The 20,857-nt window shown below is 62.8% G+C and carries 19 protein-coding genes; 8 read left to right on the top strand and 11 right to left on the bottom strand.

What is annotated here, in order from left to right; translation table 11 throughout:
• Positions 1-5: 5 nt before the first annotated feature.
• The gene (locus tag HU750_RS26075; protein WP_186683203.1) at positions 6-1,097 is read right to left on the bottom strand and encodes a tartrate dehydrogenase; all 1,092 of its coding nucleotides are present in this window, start codon (positions 1,095-1,097) and stop codon (positions 6-8) included.
• 97 nt (positions 1,098-1,194) lie between these two features.
• Here HU750_RS26075 and HU750_RS26070 point away from each other — a divergent pair, with 97 nt between their 5' ends.
• The gene (locus tag HU750_RS26070; protein WP_186683201.1) at positions 1,195-2,106 is read left to right on the top strand and encodes a LysR substrate-binding domain-containing protein; all 912 of its coding nucleotides are present in this window, start codon (positions 1,195-1,197) and stop codon (positions 2,104-2,106) included.
• 137 nt (positions 2,107-2,243) lie between these two features.
• On the opposite strand, the gene HU750_RS26065 is transcribed toward HU750_RS26070, so the two are convergent.
• Positions 2,244-2,726 (bottom strand): Lrp/AsnC family transcriptional regulator, encoded by a 483-nt coding sequence (locus tag HU750_RS26065; protein WP_027593659.1) that lies wholly within the window; start codon positions 2,724-2,726, stop codon positions 2,244-2,246.
• A 123-nt stretch (positions 2,727-2,849) separates the two neighbouring features.
• Here HU750_RS26065 and HU750_RS26060 point away from each other — a divergent pair, with 123 nt between their 5' ends.
• Positions 2,850-3,884 carry an arginase family protein gene (locus HU750_RS26060; RefSeq protein WP_186683199.1) on the top strand — a complete coding sequence of 345 codons (1,035 nt, stop codon included), beginning with the start codon at positions 2,850-2,852 and terminating at the stop codon, positions 3,882-3,884.
• Positions 3,885-3,954: 70 nt separating this feature from the next.
• Positions 3,955-5,352 carry an amino acid permease gene (locus tag HU750_RS26055; RefSeq protein WP_186683197.1) on the top strand — a complete coding sequence of 466 codons (1,398 nt, stop codon included), beginning with the start codon at positions 3,955-3,957 and terminating at the stop codon, positions 5,350-5,352.
• On the opposite strand, the gene dsdA is transcribed toward HU750_RS26055, so the two are convergent.
• Positions 5,349-6,680 (bottom strand): D-serine ammonia-lyase, encoded by a 1,332-nt coding sequence (gene dsdA, locus HU750_RS26050; protein WP_186683195.1) that lies wholly within the window; start codon positions 6,678-6,680, stop codon positions 5,349-5,351. The genes HU750_RS26055 and dsdA overlap by 4 nt on opposite strands.
• Before the next feature lie 212 nt (positions 6,681-6,892).
• On the opposite strand from dsdA, the gene eutH reads away from it, so the two are divergent.
• Positions 6,893-8,125, top strand: a complete 1,233-nt coding sequence (gene eutH, locus HU750_RS26045) for an ethanolamine utilization protein EutH (RefSeq protein ID WP_186683193.1) — start codon at positions 6,893-6,895, stop codon at positions 8,123-8,125.
• A 114-nt stretch (positions 8,126-8,239) separates the two neighbouring features.
• Positions 8,240-9,040, top strand: coding sequence for a helix-turn-helix domain-containing protein (locus tag HU750_RS26040; RefSeq protein ID WP_186683192.1), 801 nt, complete (start codon positions 8,240-8,242; stop codon positions 9,038-9,040).
• 60 nt (positions 9,041-9,100) lie between these two features.
• Here HU750_RS26040 and HU750_RS26035 read toward each other — a convergent pair whose 3' ends face one another.
• The 3 genes from HU750_RS26035 to HU750_RS26025 form a co-directional block, all read right to left on the bottom strand.
• Positions 9,101-10,372, bottom strand: coding sequence for a D-arabinono-1,4-lactone oxidase (locus HU750_RS26035; protein WP_186683190.1), 1,272 nt, complete (start codon positions 10,370-10,372; stop codon positions 9,101-9,103).
• Between the two features lie 28 nt (positions 10,373-10,400).
• Entirely contained in the window at positions 10,401-11,168 is a 768-nt protein-coding gene (locus HU750_RS26030; protein WP_186683188.1) for an SDR family NAD(P)-dependent oxidoreductase, read from the bottom strand.
• Positions 11,169-11,316: 148 nt separating this feature from the next.
• On the bottom strand, positions 11,317-12,189 hold the full coding sequence (locus HU750_RS26025; protein WP_186683185.1) for a LysR family transcriptional regulator: 873 nt from the start codon (positions 12,187-12,189) through the stop codon (positions 11,317-11,319).
• A gap of 135 nt (positions 12,190-12,324) precedes the next feature.
• On the opposite strand from HU750_RS26025, the gene HU750_RS26020 reads away from it, so the two are divergent.
• Genes HU750_RS26020 through catA form a run of 3 tightly spaced genes read left to right on the top strand, consistent with a single transcriptional unit; the run spans position 12,325 to position 14,748 of the window.
• Positions 12,325-13,446, top strand: a complete 1,122-nt coding sequence (locus HU750_RS26020; RefSeq protein ID WP_027593654.1) for a muconate cycloisomerase family protein — start codon at positions 12,325-12,327, stop codon at positions 13,444-13,446.
• Between the two features lie 32 nt (positions 13,447-13,478).
• Positions 13,479-13,769, top strand: a complete 291-nt coding sequence (gene catC, locus HU750_RS26015) for a muconolactone Delta-isomerase (RefSeq protein ID WP_027593653.1) — start codon at positions 13,479-13,481, stop codon at positions 13,767-13,769.
• 43 nt (positions 13,770-13,812) lie between these two features.
• Complete coding sequence (catA, locus tag HU750_RS26010; protein WP_186683183.1) at positions 13,813-14,748, top strand: catechol 1,2-dioxygenase; 936 nt, start codon at positions 13,813-13,815, stop codon at positions 14,746-14,748.
• A 618-nt stretch (positions 14,749-15,366) separates the two neighbouring features.
• Here catA and HU750_RS26005 read toward each other — a convergent pair.
• From HU750_RS26005 to HU750_RS25985, 5 genes are all read right to left on the bottom strand, one after another.
• On the bottom strand, positions 15,367-16,725 hold the full coding sequence (locus HU750_RS26005; protein WP_186683181.1) for a spinster family MFS transporter: 1,359 nt from the start codon (positions 16,723-16,725) through the stop codon (positions 15,367-15,369).
• A gap of 94 nt (positions 16,726-16,819) precedes the next feature.
• Positions 16,820-18,127, bottom strand: coding sequence for an MFS transporter (locus HU750_RS26000; RefSeq protein ID WP_238348950.1), 1,308 nt, complete (start codon positions 18,125-18,127; stop codon positions 16,820-16,822).
• A gap of 22 nt (positions 18,128-18,149) precedes the next feature.
• The gene (locus HU750_RS25995; RefSeq protein ID WP_186683179.1) at positions 18,150-19,394 is read right to left on the bottom strand and encodes an OprD family porin; all 1,245 of its coding nucleotides are present in this window, start codon (positions 19,392-19,394) and stop codon (positions 18,150-18,152) included.
• A 114-nt stretch (positions 19,395-19,508) separates the two neighbouring features.
• Entirely contained in the window at positions 19,509-20,468 is a 960-nt protein-coding gene (locus HU750_RS25990; protein WP_099453744.1) for a PDR/VanB family oxidoreductase, read from the bottom strand.
• A 10-nt stretch (positions 20,469-20,478) separates the two neighbouring features.
• Positions 20,479-20,857 (bottom strand): aromatic-ring-hydroxylating dioxygenase subunit beta (locus HU750_RS25985; RefSeq protein ID WP_186682542.1); only part of this gene is annotated, 379 nt, incomplete at its 5' end.

The raw sequence follows: 20,857 nt of genomic DNA, 5'->3' as shown, positions 1-20,857 counted from the left end.
CGACGTCAGGCCTCGATCAGGGCAGTGATGGCCCGGCCGACCTCCTGGGTGGACTTTTGCCCGCCCATGTCGCGGGTGGTGTTGCCTGCGGCGATGACCTGCTCGATGGCCTTGAGGATGTCATCGTGAGCGGCGCGGTAGCGCGGGTCGGCACCGTCGTTGCCGAGGAATTCGAGCATCAGCGCACCGGACCAGATCATCGCGATCGGGTTGGCGATGTTTTTGCCGAAGATGTCCGGCGCCGAGCCGTGTACCGGTTCGAACAGGGACGGGAACTTGCGTTCGGGGTTGAGGTTGGCCGAAGGGGCGATGCCGATGGTGCCTGCGCAGGCCGGGCCGAGGTCGGAAAGGATGTCGCCGAACAGGTTAGAGGCCACGACCACGTCGAAGCGGTCCGGTTGCAGCACGAAGCGGGCGCAGAGGATATCAATGTGCTGCTTGTCCCAGCTGATTTCCGGGTAATTGGCAGCCATGGCTGCGGTGCGTTCGTCCCAGTACGGCATGCTCACGGCCATGCCGTTGGACTTGGTGGCCGAGGTGACGTGCTTGCGCGCGCGGGTTTGTGCCACGTCGAAGGCGTATTTGAGGATGCGGTCGACCCCACGGCGGGTGAACACCGATTCTTGCAGCACAATCTCGTTTTCGGTGCCTTCGAACATGCGCCCGCCCAGGGACGAGTACTCGCCTTCGGTGTTCTCGCGGATCACCACGAAGTCGATGTCGCCGGGTGCGCGGCCGGCCAGCGGGCACGGCACGCCCGGGAACAGGCGCACCGGGCGAATGTTCACGTACTGGTCGAAGTCGCGGCGGAACTTGAGCAGCGAGCCCCACAGCGAGATGTGGTCCGGGACCTTGTCGGGCCAGCCGACTGCACCGAAGTACAGGGCGTCGAAGCCTTTGAGCTGCTCGAACCAGTCGTCCGGCATCATCTTGCCGTGGGCCAGGTAGTAATCGCAGCTGGCCCACTCGAAGAACTCGAAGCTGATGGCCAGGCCGTGCTTGCGAGCGGCAGCCTCGACCACGCGAATGCCTTCGGGGAGCACTTCGGTGCCGATGCCGTCACCGGGGATGGCTGCGATTCTGAATTTCTTGGTCATGGGGCGCACTCGTTGGCTAGGGAACAGGTGCGAGCCATGCTATAAGGCCTTCAATCGGAGATAATCCAGCCTTTCATGGATTCTTGGAACACGAAACGTGAATAATCTGCCCAACCTCGACGACCTCAATATCTTTCTGCAGGTGGCCAAGCGCGCCAGCTTTGCCGCCGTGGCCGACGAGCTGGGCATGTCGGCGGCGTACATCAGCAAACGCATTCGCGTGCTCGAGCAAAACCTGGAGGTGCGTTTGCTGCACCGCACCACGCGGCGGGTGACGATCAGCGAAGAGGGTGAGCGGGTGTACCAGTGGGCGCTGCAGATTTTCGATGCGGTGCAGCGCATGGGCGATGACATCAGTGCCCAGCACCGCGAACCGGCAGGGCAACTGCGCATCGCCAGCAGCTTGGGCCTGGGGCGCAGGTTCGTGGCACCAGCCTTGTCGGAACTGGCCGAGCGCTACCCGCGTCTGGATATTCGGCTGGATGTGCATGACCGCCTGGTGGATCTGATCGAGGAGGGGGTCGACCTGGACATCCGCGTGGGCAATACCATCGCGCCCAACCTGATCGCCAAGTTGCTGGCCAAGAACCGGCGAGTGCTCTGTGCTTCACCTGCGTACCTGGCGCGGCAAGGCACACCGAAAGTGCTGGCCGACCTGGGCAGCCATGACTGCTTGGTGATCAAGGAGCGCGACCACCCGTTTGGTATCTGGCAGCTCGAAGGCCCTGAGGGCCAAGAAAGCGTGCGGGTGACAGGGGGCTTGTCGAGCAACCACGGCGAGGTGGCCCACCAGTGGTGCCTGGACGGGCGTGGGATATTGCTGCGTTCCTGGTGGGATGTGCACGACAGCCTGCAGGATGGGCGCTTGGTGCAAGTCCTGAGTGACTATCACCAGCCTGCCGATATCTGGGCCGTGTACACCTCGCCGCTGGCCAGTTCGGCCAAGGTGCGGGTGGCGGTGGATTTCTTTCGGCAGTACTTTGCCGAGCGGTACAGCTTGCCGGATTGAGTTTGGCTTTAAAGGTAGCGACATCTCTGTGGGGGCGGGCTTGCCCGCGAAGATGGCGACTCGGTGTATGGCACCGGCTTCGCCGGTGTTCGCGGGCAAGCCCGCTCCCACAGGGTGGGATGGTTGTTTCTATGCGGCTACCTCACCGGTATCCGGCTAACCGCCTTGATTTCGCGCAAAGCCAGGCTCGACTGGATCGAAGCAATACCGGGTTGCCGCCGCAACACGTCTTCGACGAAACGGCCATAGCTTTCCAGGTCGGTCGCCAGCACCGTCAGCACGTAATCAGCCTCACCCGTGACCTTGTGGCAGGACAATACCTGCGGCAATTTCAGAATCACCTGCTCGAAGTCGTCAGGTGCTTCGGCCGAATGGTTGCCGAAGCGCACCTGGGCGAAGGCCATGACGTCATAACCCAGTTTCTTGCGGTCCAGGTTGGCCTGGTAGTCCTTGATCAGGCCCAGCTCCTCCAGGCGTTTGCGCCTGCGCCAGCAGGGCGTCACGGTCATCGACAGGCGCTCGCCCAAGGCGGCGCTGGACAAGGTGCCGTCCTCCTGCAGCAGGCGCAGCAGTTCGCGGTCTACTTCGTCCAGTTCTTCGTAAGCAAAGGCTTTGCTCATTATGGGGCTACCGGGTGAATGTTTCGCTCAAGCATCCGGTTTGGCTGAGCATAAAGCAAAGCATTTTCAGCGGTCTGTCGCGAAAATTGGTTATCCGATACCACCTTGAAAAAGGACATTCGCGTGCTGACAGTCTTTAGCAACAAACACCGCTTGCACCATGGCTCCGAGCTCAAGGACGGGGCCATCACGCCGTCATTCGAGAACCCTCAGCGTGCCGATACCGTGCTGGCGCGTGTGCAGTCCACAGGCCTGGGCGATGTCATCGCCGAGCAATCGTTTGACCGTGCCTGCTATGTCGCGGCGCACAGCGAGCGCTATGTGAGCTTTCTGGAAAATGCCTGGGCAGAATGGACCGCCACCGGCAAGACCCATGATGCGCTGCCGCTGGTATGGCCGGTACGCGACCTGGCCATCGACCGGGAGCCGGGCTTCATCGATGGCAAACTGGGCTTCTACGCCATGGACGCCGGCGCGCCGATTACCGGCGGCACCTGGGAAGCCGTGCGCAGCAGTGCCAACGTGGCACTGACCGGCATGCAGCGTGTAATCGATGGCGCGCCCAGTGCCTTCGCCCTGTGCCGCCCCCCTGGGCACCATGCGGCCCGCGAATACATGGGCGGCTATTGCTACCTCAACAATGCCGCCATTGCCGCCGAACGCTGCCTGAGCCAGGGTGCACGGCGCGTGGCCGTGCTGGACGTGGATTTCCACCACGGCAACGGCACGCAGAACATCTTCTACGGCCGCCCCGATGTGTTTTTCGCCTCGATCCACGGTGATCCGCATGTGTCCTACCCGTACTTCTCCGGCTATGCGCACGAACAGGGCGCGGGGGCCGGGGAGGGCTTCAATGCCAACTACCCGCTGGGCAAAGGCACCCTCTGGGCGCAGTACCGGCTGGCGTTGCAGGACGCGCTCAAGCGCGTTGTCGCGCACCAGCCGGACTTTCTTGTCGTGTCGCTTGGCGTCGATACCTTCGAGGACGACCCGATCAGCCACTTCAAGCTCACCAGCGAAGACTTCCTGCGCCTGGGCGCCGAGATCGCACGCGTAGGCATCCCGACGCTGTTCGTGATGGAGGGCGGCTACATGGTCGATGAAATCGGCATCAATGCCGTGAACACGCTGCAAGGGTTCGAAGGCGCGGTTCGATAGCACACCGCGGCAAGGCCCTGCGCGGGCCTTGTTCGAAAGCCCTGATACCCACAATAAAAAGAGGTCGCTCATGCAAGACATGTCCGCAAGCCTTGATCAAAGCAAACCTACAGACTCAGCCCAAGACGGGCACCTCAAACGCACGCTGGAAAACCGCCATATCCAGCTGATCTCCATTGGTGGCGCCATCGGCACCGGCTTGTTCATGGGCTCGGGCAAGGTCATCGCGCTGTCCGGTACCTCCATTCTGCTGGTCTACGCGATCCTCGGTTTTTTCGTGTTCTTCGTCATGCGTGCCATGGGCGAGCTGCTGCTTTCTGACCTGCGTTTCAAATCGTTCGCCGACATTGTCGCCCACTACCTGGGCCCGCGCGCCGGCTTCGTGCTGAGCTGGTCCTACTGGCTGAGCTGGAGCGTGGCGGTGGTCGGCGACGTGGTGGTCGTGGCGGGGTTCTTCCAGTACTGGTATGCGGATGTGCCCGCCTGGATACCGGCGTTCTTCACCCTGTTCGTGCTGCTTGGGCTGAACATGTTGGCGGTGCGGATCTTCGGCGAAGTGGAGTTCTGGTTCGGGATCATCAAGATCGTGGCCATCGTCACGCTGATCATCACCGCAGCGGTGATGATCGCCACCGCCTATGTGTCACCCAATGGCGTGGTGGCCTCGCTGTCCAACGTGGTGGCGCCCGGGGCGGTGCTGCCCCATGGCATCAGTGGGTTTTTCGCAGGCTTCCAGATTGCCGTGTTTTCCTTCGCTGGCACCGAGCTGATCGGTACCACCGCCGCCGAGGCAAAGAACCCGCACCGTTCGCTGCCCAAGGCCATCAACACTATTCCTTTGCGCATCCTGCTGTTCTACATCCTGGCGCTGGTGTGCATCATCAGCGTGGTCTCGTGGGCAGAAGTGCCGGCCAACCGCAGCCCCTTCGTCGAGCTGTTCCTGTTGGCCGGCTTTCCCGCCGCTGCCGGCATGCTCAACTTCGTGGTGCTGACGTCGGCGGCATCCTCTGCCAACAGCGGCGTCTATTCAGGCTGCCGAATGCTGTTTGGCCTGGCTGAGCGGCGCAATGCACCCGCCATCTTTGCCAGGCTTTCGGCTCTGAGCGTGCCGGTGCACAGCTTGCTGTTTTCGGCGATGTGCATGCTGGCCGGGCTGGCCCTGTTGTTCATCATCCCCGAGGTGATGACGGTGTTCACGCTGATTTCGACCATCTCGGCGATTCTGGTGATCTTCACCTGGTCGATGATCCTCGCCGCGTACATCGCCTACCGCAAGCACAACCCGGCCACGCACCAGGCGTCGAAGTTCAAGCTGCCGGGTGGCGTGCCGATGGCCGTCACCTCGCTGGCCTTCCTCGGCTTCGTGCTGGTGCTTCTGGCCCTTGAGCCGGATACGCGGATGGCCCTGTGCGTGATGCCGTTGTGGTTTGTCTTTCTGCTTGTGGCTTATCGCCGGCGCAAGGCCTAACGCCCCTTGGCCAGGTAGGCGGCATATTCGTCATCCGGCACCATGCTGCCACCGGTGCCCCACACCAAGTGGGTGGCGTTGGCCATGCGCTGCGCCGTCAGCCCCATGCGCGCCAGGTACTGCGTTGCTTGCAGTACCTGCACCATGCCGGGCATGCCGGCCAGCGCCGAGGGCTCGAGGCGTACCTGCTCCAGATCATGGGCCAGCACCAGCAATTGGTACAGCCGCTCGTCCGTGACCGTGTAGTAGCCGTCGAGCAGGCGCTGCATGGCCTTGCCGACAAAGCCGGAAGGGCGGCCTACCGCCAGGCCATCGGCTGCGGTGACGTTGTCGATGCCGAAGTCCTGCACGCTGGTTTCGTCATGCAGCCCGGTGTACACGCCAAGGAACATGCAGGGCGAATGGGTGGGTTCGGCGAAGACGCAGTGCACGTGATCACCAAACAGCAGCTTCAAGCCGAACGCCACCCCGCCAGGCCCGCCACCCACGCCGCAGGGCAGGTAGACGAACAGCGGGTGCTCGGCATCGACCTTGATGCCGGCGGCCTTGAACTGGCCCTGCAAGCGTTCGGCAGCCACGGCATAACCGAGGAACAGATGAGGCGAGTTTTCATCATCGACGAAGTAGCAAGTAGGGTCCGCTGCTGCTTGCTGGCGGCCTTGTTCCACCGCAACGCTGTAGTCGGAGGGGTATTCGATCACGCTCACGCCGTTGGCGCGCAGCTTGTCCTTTTTCCACTGCCGCGCATCCGACGACATGTGCACCGTGGCCTGGAAACCCAGCCGCGCGCTCATGATGCCGATCGACAGCCCGAGGTTGCCGGTCGAGCCGACCGCTACCTTGTACTGGCTGAAAAACTGCCGGGCGTCATCCCTGGCCAATACTCGGTAATCGCTGCCCAGGGTGATCAGGCCGGCCGCCAGCGCCAGGTCTTCGGCATGCTTGAGCACTTCGTGGATGCCGCCGCGGGCCTTGATCGAGCCGGAAATCGGCAGCTCGCTGTCGGCCTTGAGCCAGAGCGCACCGCTTTGGGCAAGACCAGCCTCTTGCAGCAAGGTGTGCTGCAGGGCAGGCAGCGGGCGAATCGGCGACTCGATGATGCCGCCAGACGCGGCGGTGTCGGGGAACACCTCGGCCAGGTACGGTGCAAACCGCTGCAGCCGGGCACTGGCTGCGCTGACGTCGGTGGCAGTGAGGCCGACGTCGCCCAGGGCTTGTGCGGTGGGCACGATGCCTGGGTTGAACCAGCAGGTTTCGCGCAGCGCGACCAAGTCCTCGACCCGCGGGTGGGAGGCGTACCAAGCGTCTAGCGTTTTGCCGTGAATCATGCGTTGTTCCTGTGTTGATGACCCGTGTGGAGTAGCAGGGTTGCCCCACATTCTGTGAACTGCCTATACCTCTCGGTATATGGACAGCCAACTGCCTGCCGAATAGCTTAACCCTCGACGGGGCGCACCTTGCATGCGCGATAAAAACAATTACGCCCCCCGCGACATTCAGTCCTGCCAACCCAACAACTCTTACAAGAATGAGGCGGCAAATGGAAAGCATCGGCACCTATGTCATCTACGTCATCATGGTGTGCGCGGTACTGGGTGCCGTGGCATCCATCTACAACCCGGAAGGCGAATTGGGCCAGGAATTCATTGCCGGCCTGCACAGCATTGGCCCCATCTTCATCCCCGTGGCCGGCATCATGGCGGCGATCCCTTATATTTCCGCAGGCATCAGCCAGTTGATCGCGCCGCTGTTCCTGGCGTTAGGCGCCGACCCAGGGATTGCCGGGCCCATCTTCATCGCCTCCGACATGGGCGGCTACCAGCTTGCCAAGGCCCTGGCGCAAAGCCCCGAGGGCTGGATCCTCGGCTTGATCACTGGCTTCCAGTCTGGTTCGACGATCATCTTCGTGATCCCGGTTGGGCTGGCGATGCTGCGCAAGGTCGACCACAAGTACATGGCCTTAGGCATCATGGCTGGCTTGTTGACCATTCCGGTCAGCATCATGGTGATTGCCATGACCATTCAAATGCTCGGCCTGGAGGTCCGCCCGGACATCGCCACCACTGGCGTGGCCACTCAGGCACTGCACTTCACCTGGCCGATGCTGGTGCGTAACCTGATGCCGTTGATTCTGTTCTGCATCGCGCTGGCTGCTGCACTTCGCTACTTCCCGACGCTGATGGTCTACCTGTTCCTCAAACTTGGGCAGTTCATGTACATCACGGTGGTGTTGGTGCTGGTGGCCTCCATCGTCCAGTACTTCACCGGCTTCTTCAGCAGCGTATTCGGTGGCTGGGGCTTCGCCCCTATCATCGCCGATGCCGACGACCAGTTCCGCGCACTGGAAATTGCGGGATACGTCGGCCTGATGCTGTGTGGGGCATTCCCGATGGTGCACCTGCTCAAGCGCTTTCTGGCCAAGCCCATCGAGCGGGTCGCCTCGCGGTTCGGCATGTCGGGTGTTGGTGCAGCCGGTGTACTGGCCGCATCGGCCAACATCCTGGCAATGTTCAGGCTGGTCAGCGAAATGCCGCCCAAGGACAAGGTTTTGGTCATCGCTTTTTCGGTGTGCGCCGCCTTCACGTTCGGCGACCACATGGCGTTCTCTGCCAACTTCCAGCCCTCGTTGATCCTGCCGCTGATCATCGGCAAACTCAGTGGTGGCCTGGTCGCCATGTTGCTGGCCAGTTGGCTCGCCGTACCCAAGGCGCTTGAGATGGGGCGCCAGGATGAGGCCGCCAGCGCCTTCAAGGTGGCGGCTGAAGCGTCCTGATCGAAAAGCGTCGTCGACATGATCCGGAGCGCCCAGGGCGCCCCGGATTTTGTGCTTTTTGCGGCGCAGGGCGGTAAGTTCTGGGTGCTTCAGTGCACAAGAGCAGGGGGAACGATGACATTGGAAGAAGCGAACAGGCTGGCGGCCGTTATCGACGCGATAGGCACGGAACACTTGGGGCCCGCCATCGATGCGCTGCTGCGAGAGAAACTGGCGTTCGAGATGAGCTGTGGCTACCTGTTCCAGTTCAACCAGAAGGCTGTGCTGGTGCATAACGGCTACAACGACTCGGTGTCGGAGCGCACCTTGAATGCCTACGTGCGCGGCGGCTACCTGCTCGACCCGTTTTATGTCGCCTGCGTCAACGAACACCCGCCCGGGCTGTGGCGCATGAGTGAGCTGGCACCCGACAGCTTCTTCTCTTCGGGCTTTTCCATCTCCAAGGACATCCACCCGTGCGTGTCGTCCGACTACGGCACCTCCGTGGAGGAGGTGGGGTTCATCATCGCACTGCGCCCCCAGGTGGCTGTCGTCTACTCGCTGATGCGCAACCTCAGCAGTGGCAGCTTCGGCCAAGACGACATGCAGATGCTGGCCGCCATGGCGCCTGTGCTGGCCTCGGTACTCGGGCAGCATTGTCGGCTGAAGTACGCGGATTGCCTGCGCGATGCGCCAGCCGAGAGCGTGGTGCTGGAAGATGCGTTCGTCGAGATCCTGCAGGGCCAGTTGACCGAAACGCAGCGCTACATCGCCAAGTTGCTGTTGCAGGGGCACAGCAACGCGTCGATTGCCAGGCAACTGAATATTTCCGATGGCACGGTGAAAGTGCACAAGCACAACATCTACCAGCGGCTTGAAATTTCTACCAACGCCGAGCTGTTTCGCCTGTTCATCGACTACCTGGCCAAAGCCTGACGGCCTTGAAAGCACAACGCCCGAGGTGCTCCCCCAGGCGTTGTGCCAAGCCGTTGCGGCCTACTTGAACAGCGGGCTCAGGTGCTCGCTGAGGTACACCCCCTGAGGGTCGAGCTGGCGGCGCAGGGTGCGGAAATCCTCGGCACGGGGGTAGATCGCGCTGACGTCGTCGCCGGTCAGAAAGTGCAGCTTGCCCCAGTGAGGCCGGGCGCCGTATGAACGCAGAATCTGGTCGACCGCACGCAGGTAGTCCCAGTAGTCGGTGCCTGGCTGGCCGGACACTGAAATGGTGACACTGTCCTGCTCGAAGAACGGGCTCATCCAGGCGCCGTCGCCTGCGGTGAAACGGTATTCGATGGGGTAGATCGCCTCGGGGAAGTTCTCAAGCATCAGCTTGCGCACCGCCCGCAAGGCGTCCTTGCTGTGCCTGATGGGCACGGCGTATTCCAGTTCATGGAAGTTGGGCAGGTACTCGATGGGGTAGACGTCCGAGCTGTAGGCCACTTTCTCGAACGGGCTTTCCCAAGCCGGGCGGTCGGTGATGTCCATGACCTTTACTTCGCAGACGTCGGTGGTGCGCCCGCTGGTGGAGGTGGCGGCGGTGTCGGGCAGGCAATAGCAGTGCCGGCTCTGCTCGTAGGGGCACCAGAAGAAGCTGAAGTGGCGGTGTGTACGGGCCAGATCGTCGTGCTTGTCCATCACGCTTTCGAAGTCTTCACGCCAGATGCGTTCGTGCAGGTTGAAGCTGTCGGTCACCTGCAAGGTCAGCTCCGAGACGATCCCCAGCACCCCCAGCGACACCCGGCCAGCCTGCAGCAGGTCGGGGGTGCTTTCGTCCACCACGATGATCTCACCGTTGGGCTGAACCAGCTTCATGCCGACGATCGAGGAGGCCAGGTTACCCAGGGTCAGGCCGGTGCCGTGGGTGCCTGTGGTCAAGGCACCGGCAATCGACTGGCTGTCGATGTCACCCTGGTTGACCATGGACAAGCCTGCAGCCCGCAGCGCCTTGCCGAAGGCGTTGATGGTCGTTCCGGCCGCCGCAGTGACGCGTTTTTTCTCTAGGTCGATGTGGCGTACACCGCTCATGTTGCCCAGCGTCAGGTGCAAGCCATTGGTCAGCGCCACCGGTGTGAACGAATGCCCGGAACCTGCCACGCGCACGTTCATGCCATTGGCGCTGGCCTGGCTCACCAAGGTGCACAGTTCGTCTTCGCTGGAGGGCGCGCCACGCGCCGCGCGGATACACGACTGGTTGCCCGCCCAATTGCGCCAGTGCGCCTGATCGAGCCCGAACTCGTTGATGTGCATGTTGTTCGATGAGGTGGTCACGTTGCTCTCCTGCCCATTATTGTTGTGATCAGATGGCGGTGTAGCCGTTGTCGGCAAACAGGTGGGCGCCGTTGACGAAACTGGCGTCGTCGCTGGCCAGGAACAGCGCCGCAGTGGCCACTTCCGAGGGCTGGCACAGGCGCCCTTGGGCGGCGGCGATGGCGTGTTCGCTGACATCCACGCCGTGTTTGCGCAGCATGTCGATTTCGCGCAGGCCATGGGCGGTGGCGATGAAGCCCGGGCAGATCGCGTTGGCGCGGATGCCGCGGTCGCGGAACTCCACGGCGATGGCCCGGGCGAACATGTGCGTGGCGCCCTTGCTGGTGCAATACAGCACCTCCATCGGCGTGCCCACCACGGCCGAGATCGACGACGTACAGACGATGCTGCCGCCGCCTGCCGAGAGCATGCCCGGCAAGACCGCCTTGGTGACCAGGAACATGCTTTTCACGTTCACGGCCATGATCCGGTCCCATTCTTCTTCGCTGGTTTCCAGGAAGGGCACGGCAGCCAGGATACCGGCGTGGTTCATAAGTACGGTGATGGGCCCAAACGCCTGTTCCACGGCAGCTACGGCAGACTTGACCTGTTGCGCGTCGGAGACATCGGCGGGGGCGAACAGCACGTCATGGCCGGCATCGCGCAATTGCTGTGCCACCTCAGCGCCTTTGCTGCCAGGCAAGTCGACGATACCGACCCGCGCCCCCTCTGCCGCGAACAGCTCCGATGCGGCCAGCCCGCACCCACCCGCGCCGCCTGTAATCAGCGCGACCTTGCCCTTGAGACGTCCCGTCATGTTCGACTCCGCGCCGCACCGTTTGCCGGCGCAGCATTGGTTTTTATTGAATGTGTGTGATGCCTCGGCGGTTCGCGATCGCGTGTCGGAGCATGAAACAGTTCAACGGGAACATCCATATACCGATGGGTATACGGGGGAGGGCAGGTCAGGTCGCCTGTTGTGCAATCAACGCCAGGCACCGCTGCACGATCGGGCTCACATCGCCCTTGCGACGGCTTAGGATGATCGGGCTGACGGCGCTGGTGTCCAGCAAGCTGACATACTCGATATCCGTGCGGTGCTGCTGTTGCACCGACGCCGGCACCAGGGTCACGCCGAGCCCGACGGCCACCAGGCCGATGGCCGTTTGCAGTTCGTTGGCCCACTGGCTGATCTTCAGGGTCATGCCGTGGTGGGCGAACAGGGCCAGCACATGGTCGGCATAGCTGGGCCTGGGGTTGGCCGGGTACAGAATGAACGGCTCCTTGGCCAGTTGCGCGAGGGTCAGTGGGGTGCCTGCCAACGGGTGGCCCTTGGGCAATACCGCGACCAAGGGGTCTTCGCACAGCACCTGCTGGAGGATGGCCGGGTCATCGATACGAATACGGCCGAAGGCGATGTCGATGCGGCCACTCTTGAGTGCCTCGACCTGCTGCAGCGTGGTCATTTCGCTCAACCCCAGTTCCAGCTCGTTGTCCTGGCGCAGTTCGCGGATCAGCGCTGGCAGCACGGTGTACAAGGTCGAGGGAGCAAAACCGATGCCCAGCCACTGGCGTTGCCCGTGGCCGATACGGCGGGTGTTGTCGCTGATGTTTTCCAGTTGCTGGAGCAGGGTGCAGGTCTGTTCATAGAAGAACCGCCCGGCTTCGGTGAGGCGCAGCGGGCGCTCACGCAGCACCAGCAGCGTGCCGAGCTGCTCCTCGAGCTGGCTGATCTGCCGGCTTAGCGGCGGCTGGGCGATATGCAGCAGCTCAGCGGCACGGGTGAAGTTCAGCGTTTCGGCCAGCACCTTGAAGTAGCGAAGGTGGCGCAGTTCCATCAGACCTCCAGGGTATGGTGGGAGATTCATTTGATATTGGACGGGTATCAGGGTCTCGCGCAATGCTTGATCAATCAAGTAAGTGCAACTATCGGGTCTGCCATCTGCGGTCCGATCTGACGGGACCTGGCAACAATGACAAACACCCTGATTGAACGTATAGATGCAATTATCGTCGACCTGCCGACCATTCGCCCGCACAAGCTGGCCATGCACACTATGCAGCAGCAAACCCTGGTGGTATTGCGCGTGCGTTGCAGCGACGGCGTCGAAGGTATCGGCGAGGCAACCACCATCGGTGGCCTGGCCTACGGCTACGAAAGCCCCGAGGGCATCAAGGCCAATATCGACGCACACTTGGCACCGGCGCTGATCGGCCTGCCGGCTGACAACATCAACGCCGCCATGCTCAAGCTGGACAAGCTGGCCAAGGGCAACACCTTTGCTAAGTCGGGGCTCGAAAGCGCCTTGCTCGATGCCCAGGGCAAGCGCCTGGGCCTGCCGGTCAGCGAACTGCTGGGCGGCCGAGTACGCGATAGCCTGGAAGTGGCCTGGACCCTGGCCAGTGGCGATACCGCCCGTGATATCGCCGAAGCCCAGCACATGCTGGAGATCCGTCGCCACCGTGTGTTCAAGCTGAAGATCGGCGCCAACCCGGTGGAGCAGGACCTCAAGCACGTGGTGGCGATCAAGCGCGAGCTGGGTGACAGCGCCAGCGTGCGGGTCGACGTCAATCAGTACTGGGACGAGTCCCAGGCCCTGCGCGCCTGCCAGGTGCTCGGCGACAACGGAATCGACCTCATCGAACAGCCCATTTCGCGGATCAACCGCGGCGGCCAGGTGCGTCTCAATCAGCGCAGCCCAGCGCCGATCATGGCCGACGAATCGATCGAAAGCGTCGAAGACGCCTTCAGCCTGGCCGCCGACGGTGCCGCCAGCATCTTTGCCCTGAAAATTGCCAAGAACGGCGGCCCACGTGCAGTGCTGCGCACAGCGCAAATCGCCGAAGCGGCCGGTATCGCCCTGTACGGCGGGACCATGCTTGAAGGCTCGATCGGCACCCTGGCTTCGGCCCACGCGTTCCTCACCTTGCGCCAGCTGACCTGGGGCACCGAGCTGTTCGGGCCGCTGCTGCTGACCGAAGAGATCGTCAACGAGCCGCCGCAGTACCACGACTTCCAGCTGCACATTCCACGCACGCCAGGCCTTGGCCTGACCCTGGACGAGCAGCGCCTGGCGCGCTTCGCCCGCCGCTGAACTGTACATTCAACGCCTTAAGGAGAACCCGCATGCTGTTCCACGTGAAGATGACCGTGAAACTGCCGGTCGACATGGACCCGGCCAAGGCCGCCAAGCTCAAGGCCGATGAAAAGGAACTGGCCCAGCGCCTTCAACAAGAAGGTACCTGGCGCCACCTATGGCGCATTGCCGGGCACTACGCCAACTACAGCGTGTTCGATGTGGCAAGCGTCGAGGCCCTGCACGACACCCTGATGCAACTGCCGCTGTTCCCGTACATGGAGATCGAGGTGGACGGCTTGTGCCGCCACCCGTCGTCGATCCACAGTGACGACCGCTGATTCGTCCCTGACTACCTGACAAGAACAAGATGAGGTAAGCAAAATGACCGTGAAAATTTCCCACACTGCCGAGATCCAGTCGTTTTTTGAAGAAGTCGCAGGCCTTGGGCACGCCGAGGGTAACCCGCGCTTCAAACAGATCATCCTGCGCGTGCTGCAGGACACTGCCCGCCTGATCGAAGACCTGGAAGTGAGCGAGGACGAGTTCTGGCATGCCGTCGACTACCTCAACCGCCTGGGCGGCCGTAACGAGGCGGGCCTGCTGGCAGCGGGCCTGGGGATCGAGCACTTCATCGACCTGCTGCAAGACGCCAAGGATGCCGAAGCGGGCCTGACCGGCGGTACCCCGCGCACCATCGAGGGCCCGCTGTACGTTGCAGGCGCGCCGCTTAGCCAAGGTGAAGCACGCATGGACGATGGCACCGCCCCCGGCGTAGTGATGTTCCTCCAAGGCCAGGTATTCGGCGCCGACGGCAAGCCACTGGCGGGCGCTACCGTCGACCTCTGGCACGCCAACACCCAGGGCACCTATTCGTACTTCGATTCGACCCAGTCCGAGTACAACCTGCGCCGACGCATCATCACTGACGCAGAGGGCCGCTACCGCGCCCGCTCCATCGTGCCGTCCGGTTATGGTTGCGACCCGCAGGGGCCAACTCAGGAGTGCCTGGACTTGCTTGGCCGCCACGGCCAGCGCCCGGCGCACGTGCACTTCTTCATCTCCGCGCCGGGGCATCGCCACCTGACCACGCAGATCAACTTCGCCGGTGACCAATACCTGTGGGATGACTTTGCCTATGCCACCCGTGATGGGCTGATCGGTGACCTGCGCTTTGTCGAGGATGCGGCGGCGGCGCATGATCGGGGCGTGCAAGGGGAGCGTTTCGCCGAGTTGGCCTTCGACTTCACGTTGCAGGCTGCGCAGGCGCCTGAGGCTGAAACCCGCAGCCATCGACCGCGTGCTTTGCAAGACGGCTAAAGCTCGACCCTTGTAGGAGCAGCCAGCCTCCACAGTATTCACCGTTTATGCCTGGGCCTTTCCGTGCGGGGAGGGTCCGGGCTTTTTTGTGTTTACAAGGAATATTGGGGAAGCGGGCTGCTATGTGCTTGTTGGCAGACAGGGTGAAGGCGGCCAGGTGCTTGCCTTGGGCTTGGAGGTGGGGCGGATATCGAGCGCCGCCCGCGCGGCGCTTCGCGGGGCAAGCCCGCTCCCACATCTGTTTCGGGACAGTCTCGCCTGTAATAGAGGCGCGCGGCCCCTTGTTCGTACGACGCGATATTGAGGTGGGCGAGAAAAGGGGGCGCGAGCCAATGCTTCAGGAATAACTGGCCCGAAACAGATGTGGGAGCGGGCTTGCCCCGCGAAGCGCCGCGCGGGCGGCGCTCGAACTGATAGGCGCTGAAAATGCCGAGCCAGGCACCTGGTTTGTCGGCAGACAGGGTGAAGGCAGCCAGGTGCTTGCCTTGGGCATGGAGGTAGGGCGGATATCGAGCGCCGCGCGGGCGGCGCTCGATCTGATAGGCGCTGAAAATGCCAAGCCTGGCACCCAGTGCCCCCGACTACAATCGGGTCATGCTGGCCTATGTGGCCAACACTTCAGGCCGCGACGGGGTGCTCACGCTGCATGCTGTGTCGGAAGCACTTGCAGCCTTTGGCCAGCAACACGATGGCCAGCAACGACGCGACGAAGCTGACAATCGACATCGAAGAACCGACCGCAGCCGGTACACCGAAGTAGCGGTCGGTGATCAGCGCCACCAGCGTGGTGCCCAAGCCCAGGCCCAGCAGGTTACTGATCAGCAGGAATACCGCCGATACCTGCGCACGCACCTGGTTCGGCGAGAGGATCTGCATGGCCGCAGTGGACGCCGGCATGGGGAACGAGGCGAAGAACATGGCCGGTACCAGCAGGGTCACCGACAGCCACAGTTGGTCCACCTGCGAATACAGCACGGCCGGCACGATCATGCCCAGCGCACCGATTACCCCGGTACGCATGGCTGCATCGCTGCGGCCGCGCTTGGCCAGGTGGTCGGTCAACCAACCGCCGAACACCACACCCGTGGTGTTGGCCAGCAGCAGGATGGTGCCGAGCATGAAGCCGGCTTGCTCGGGGCTCATGCCGAACTTTCGGATGTACAGCGCCGGTGTCCAGCTCATCATGCAGAACAGCGCCATGGCGTAGAACGAGAAGCCCAGGTAGTGGCAGCTGAACGTGGCCCGGTGACGGCCGATGAAGCGCAGGCCGTCGGTGAGCTTCACCTTGCGCACATTACCGTCGGCGTCCAGCTGCGCGCCCTTGCGCTCGGGGTTGCGCACGGTCAGCCAGATCAGCAGGCCCACGATCACCCCAGGCAGGCCGACGATGAAGAACGCCAGTTGCCAGGCCTTCATGGCGCCAAGGAAGGCCACCTCGATGGTCTGTGCGTCCTTGAGCAAGGTGATCACGTAGCCGCCGACCAGAAAGGCAATGCCGCCACCGACGAACGAGCCGATGGAGTAGATGCCCACTGCGCGGCCGAGCTTTTCCTTGGGGAACAGGTCGCTGAACATCGAGTAGGCCGAAGGCGACAGGGCCGCTTCGCCGACGCCCACGCCGATACGGGCAAGGAACATCTGCGTGAAGTTCTTGCTCAGGCCGCAAGCGGCGGTGGCGAAGCTCCAGAAAATCACCCCGACTGCGATGATGCGTGGCCGCGAGAAGCGGTCGGCCAGGTAGGCGATGGGCATGCCCATGAAGGCGTAGAACAGCGAAAACGCCAGGCCGTGCAGCAGGCTGAACTGGGTGTCGCTCAGCCGCAGGTCGGCTTTTATCGGCTCGATCATCAGGGCCAGAATCTGCCGGTCAACGAAGGAGAAGATGTAGGCCACCATGCACAGGATGACCACATACCATTCGTACACGTAACGTTTTTGGGTGTGCTTGAGGTGTTGCGCTTCGGTCAGGGTATTCATGCTTGCAAGTTCCTGAGGGGACAGCCCTGATTGGGACAGCCTGATGGCCCCTTCGCAGCCCAAGGCCGCTCCTGCGAAGGGGCTGAACACGCGGTCAGTTATTGTCTGCAGAGGCTTGTGGCTTGATGGAAATCACCGCCAGGGTGGTGATCGCGCCCATCACCACGAGCATCACCGACACCGGCCAGGCATCCTTGTAGATGCTGAACAGCGCCGTTGCCGCCAGTGGCGCCAGGCCGCCGGAGAAGATCGAGGCAATCTCGTGCCCCATGGCCAGCCCCGAATAGCGCACCTTGGCCGGGAACAGCTCACCCATCAGCGCCGGCTGGGTGCCGATCATCGCGCCGTGACAGAAGGCCATGCCCAGCAACGCCGCCAGGTATACCCACACCGGTGAGTGGGTATCGAGCATCCAGAAGAACGGGAACGCCAGCATCATCAAACCGACCGAGCCGATGGCATACACCACCCGCCGGCCAATGATGTCCGACAGCCAACCCCAGAACACGATGGTGCCGGCTTCGACGATCATCGCCACCATCACGCTGGCCAGCACCAGTTGCGTATCCAGGCCGGTGAACTTGGCGTAGGCGATGGTGAAGGCGAGGAACAGGTAGGCGCTGCCGTTTTCGGCAATGCGGATACCCATGGCCTGCAGCACGGCCTTGGGGTGGTTGCGCAGCACTTCCATGGCCGGCATGTGCTCGGGCTTGTCCTGCTGGGCCTGTTCCTCGACGAAGGCTTTGCTCTCTGGCAGGCGACGGCGGATGTACACCCCCACGCCAAAGATCAGGATGCTGGCCAAAAACGGCACTCGCCAGCCCCAGCTCATCATGTCTTCGACGGGCAGCATCTGCACCAGGTAGAACGCAGCGGCAGACAGTACGAACCCGCCGGAAACACCCAGCTGGCTCCAGGCCGCATAGAAGCCGACGCGGTCCTTGGGTGCGTTCTCGCTCAGCAGCAGCACGCCGCCGCCCCATTCGCCGCCCGAGGCAACGCCTTGCAGTACGCGCAGGATCACCAGGCAGGCGGGGGCCAGGTAGCCGACCTGTTCGAAGGTTGGCAGCAGGCCCATGGCGAAGGTTGCCGCACCCATGATCGCCAGGGTCATCACCAAGGCCTTCTTGCGCCCGGCCTTGTCGCCGATATGGCCAAAGATCAGGCCACCCAGCGGGCGTGCCAGAAAGCCCACGGCGAAACCGGCAAACGAGGCCATGGTGCCAAGCACCGGGTCGGTGCCGGCGGGGAAGAACAGCGGGGCGAAAATCAGTGCTGCGGCCGTGCCGTAGAGGAAGAAGTCATACCATTCCAGGGCATTGCCCAGGACCGAGGCGATGACAATGCGGCGCATGGTGCGCGGGTCGGTATCGCGGGTGATGCTGGTGTTCAGGTTACTCATGAGCCATCTCCATGCGGGCCGGTCACCAGAACTTCCAGGTGTAGGAAGTGATCAGGCGATACTCGTTGTAGTCGTTGCCGTACTGCTGTTGGGTACGCATGTTCTTCAGGTCGAAGGCCAGGTCTTTGAGCGGACCGCTCTGGATCACGTAGCTGAGCATGATGTCGCGCTCGCTTTCCTGGTCCCTTGCAAGGCCCGGGCCGCGGTCGATGTCGGTGCCTTTGATGTAGCGGGTGAACAGCTTCAGCCCGGGCAGCCCCATGGCGGCAAAGTTGTAGCCATAACGCACCGACCAGCTGCGTTCATCCGGGCGAATGAACGGCAGGCCCGCCCAGTTCGGCAGCCACAGCTGCGGCACGTAGCCGTTCAACGTCGGGAACACGGTATCGCCGGTCATGCGCTGGTAGCTCAGGCCCAGCATGTGCCCGCTTTTTTCCAGGGTGACCAGGCCGAAGTAGGCGCGGTTGTCCACGGCGCCGCTGCGTGCGGCGCCGTCTTCACGGTTGTTGAAGTACCCCACGTCGGTTTTCAACTGGTAGCCGTCGGCGAACTTCAGGGCGTGCTTGATGCCGCCGTAGTCCTGCTTGTAGATGTCGTTGAGCACACCATGGAAGTAACTGGCTTGCAGGTCTGGGGTCAGGGCGTAGGTGGCGCCGGCGAAGTCCAGGCCATCACTGTCCAGGTCGTCGCGGGTGCCGTAGCGGTAGAGGCGCTCATGGTTGGACGACTCGCGGGTGACGATGGACCAGAAGCGCCCGCCAACGAGGGTCAGGTTGTCGATGTCGCGTGATTCGATCACCGCGCCCTGGTAAATCGTGTCGAGCTGCCGGCTGGGGTCGTTGGAGGCGACGGGGTAGAAAGGTTTCTGATCGCCGATCAGTACCTTGGTGTTGGCGTACTTGAGCTTCAGGGTCGCACCGCCGCGGCTGTAGTCGTCGGCGGCCTGCTGGCGGTGCTTGCTGAAGGGCAGCGAGCCATCGTTGCCGGTGGAGTCCAGGCGCACGGCGTATTGGCCGTTGAGGTCGAGACCGACCGCCACGGGGGTATCGGTGTAACCGGATTCGAACTGCAGGTCGAAGCCCTGCGACCAGTTGCCGACCTTGGACACCGGCGCGCTGGGGTTGGTGAAGTTACGGTTCAGGTAGAGGTTTCTGAAATTGAGCGAGAGGTGGCTGTCATCCACCACATCGGCCAAGCACATCAGGGGTAATACGGCGCCCACACACAAGCAAAACGGTTTCGCACGCAACGGCCATTTGAGTTCCATGGGGTAATCCTGGAAGTGTGATCAGTACAAGTCCTGGGCAGTCGAGCAACTGGGCAGAAGGGCTGCAGGTCTTGCGCCCGCTTGTCTGTCACGTATTGTTTTTGTTTTTGTTTTTCAAATATCCAGCACCAGGCGCTTGCCGCGCGCCCGGGAACAGCACAGTACGATCTGCTCGTTGGTGTGTTTCTCCTCTTCGGTCAGGTAGTGGTCACGGTGGTCGGGTTCGCCTTCGAGCACGTCGCACAGGCAGGTGCCGCACACACCTTGCTCGCAGGACACCTCGACCTTGATCCCGATACTGCGCAGGGCGGCGGTCAGGGGCTGGCCTTCCTGCACCTGAACGGTCTTGCCGCTGCGTGCGGCGACCACCTCGAAACTGCCGCCCGAGGTGTCGACCTCGGCCTGGAAGTACTCGTGGTGGATGTGTGGGTCGTCGTAGCCTTGCTGGCGCGCCCCCGCGATCACCCAATCCATGAAGCCCGCCGGGCCGCAGGTGTACAGGTGCACGCCAGGCATGGCGGGGCCCAGCACCTGGGCCAGGTCCAGGTGCTGCTCAGGGCCTTCATCGCTGAAGTGGGTGAACACGCTGGCCGCGAACGGTGCGCCGAGCAGTTCGTCGACGAACGCGCAGCGGCTGCGTGAGCGGCCGCGGTAATGCAGCTCGAACGGTTTACCTTGGGCATGCAGGGCATGGGCCATGGCGATCATCGGGGTGATGCCGATGCCACCGCCCAGCAAGATCGAGCGCGTGGCGTCGCAGGCCAGCGGGAACAGGTTGCGCGGCGCGCTGATGCGCATTGGCGTGCCGGGCTGCAACTGCTCGTGCACCGCCACCGAGCCACCACGGGACTGGCTGTCCTTGAGCACGCCCAGGCGGTAGACATTGGCATGCGCGGGGTCGCCGCATAGCGAATACTGCCGCACCAGGCCGGGCGCCAGGTGCAGGTCGACGTGGGCGCCTGCCGCAAAGCGCGGCAGGGCCTGGCCGTCGACCGCGGCCAGCTCCAGTACGACCACGTCGCCGCCTTGCACTTCGCGGGCTTGCACGATCACATCGAGCAGTTGTTCGCTCATGATCGTGGCCCTAGAGGATGTAACCGATACCGGCGAGGGTATCGTCACTGTTGATCAGGCTGATCACCTTGCGGTGGATCTTGAAGCTGCCTTGCGCCCGTACCAGGGTATAAGTCAGGTCGGCACTGTAGTGTTTGAGGCTTTCCTTGCGGAACTCGCGCACGTTCTGTGCGCAGCGCACGGTGACGTTGACGCCGTCGTCGCCCAGCACCCGGAAGCGCGAAATCGTGCGCACGGTGCGCGGCTGCGGGCTGGTGGAAATCGACTCGCCGCCGATTAACCGCTGCACGCGCAGGCCACGCATGTGGTGGTCGTCGTAGGCGTAGTTGAGGGTGTTTTCGTAGTCGCTCTCGCGCGGGTCGATGGGGATGATGTACGTGCCTTTTTCG

Origin of the sequence: Pseudomonas sp. SWRI50 (assembly GCF_014269095.1) — a bacterium.
Classification (GTDB): domain Bacteria; phylum Pseudomonadota; class Gammaproteobacteria; order Pseudomonadales; family Pseudomonadaceae; genus Aquipseudomonas; species Aquipseudomonas kermanshahensis.
Note: the sequence above shows the minus strand (reverse complement) of the source record. Positions and strands in the feature narration are given on the sequence as shown.

Bases quoted from the DNA above. Each gene is read 5' to 3' on its own strand.
- HU750_RS26020 (WP_027593654.1), top strand. From the start codon at position 12,325: ATGACAAACACCCTGATTGAACGTATAGATGCAATTATCGTCGACCTG.
- catC (WP_027593653.1), top strand. From the start codon at position 13,479: ATGCTGTTCCACGTGAAGATGACCGTGAAACTGCCGGTCGACATGGAC.
- catA (WP_186683183.1), top strand. From the start codon at position 13,813: ATGACCGTGAAAATTTCCCACACTGCCGAGATCCAGTCGTTTTTTGAA.
- HU750_RS26075 (WP_186683203.1), bottom strand. From the start codon at position 1,097: ATGACCAAGAAATTCAGAATCGCAGCCATCCCCGGTGACGGCATCGGC.
- eutH (WP_186683193.1), top strand. From the start codon at position 6,893: ATGGAAAGCATCGGCACCTATGTCATCTACGTCATCATGGTGTGCGCG.
- HU750_RS26065 (WP_027593659.1), bottom strand. From the start codon at position 2,726: ATGAGCAAAGCCTTTGCTTACGAAGAACTGGACGAAGTAGACCGCGAA.
- HU750_RS26005 (WP_186683181.1), bottom strand. From the start codon at position 16,725: ATGAATACCCTGACCGAAGCGCAACACCTCAAGCACACCCAAAAACGT.
- HU750_RS26000 (WP_238348950.1), bottom strand. From the start codon at position 18,127: ATGAGTAACCTGAACACCAGCATCACCCGCGATACCGACCCGCGCACC.
- HU750_RS25990 (WP_099453744.1), bottom strand. From the start codon at position 20,468: ATGAGCGAACAACTGCTCGATGTGATCGTGCAAGCCCGCGAAGTGCAA.
- dsdA (WP_186683195.1), bottom strand. From the start codon at position 6,680: ATGATTCACGGCAAAACGCTAGACGCTTGGTACGCCTCCCACCCGCGG.
- HU750_RS26030 (WP_186683188.1), bottom strand. From the start codon at position 11,168: ATGACGGGACGTCTCAAGGGCAAGGTCGCGCTGATTACAGGCGGCGCG.
- HU750_RS26055 (WP_186683197.1), top strand. From the start codon at position 3,955: ATGCAAGACATGTCCGCAAGCCTTGATCAAAGCAAACCTACAGACTCA.
- HU750_RS26025 (WP_186683185.1), bottom strand. From the start codon at position 12,189: ATGGAACTGCGCCACCTTCGCTACTTCAAGGTGCTGGCCGAAACGCTG.
- HU750_RS25995 (WP_186683179.1), bottom strand. From the start codon at position 19,394: ATGGAACTCAAATGGCCGTTGCGTGCGAAACCGTTTTGCTTGTGTGTG.
- HU750_RS26040 (WP_186683192.1), top strand. From the start codon at position 8,240: ATGACATTGGAAGAAGCGAACAGGCTGGCGGCCGTTATCGACGCGATA.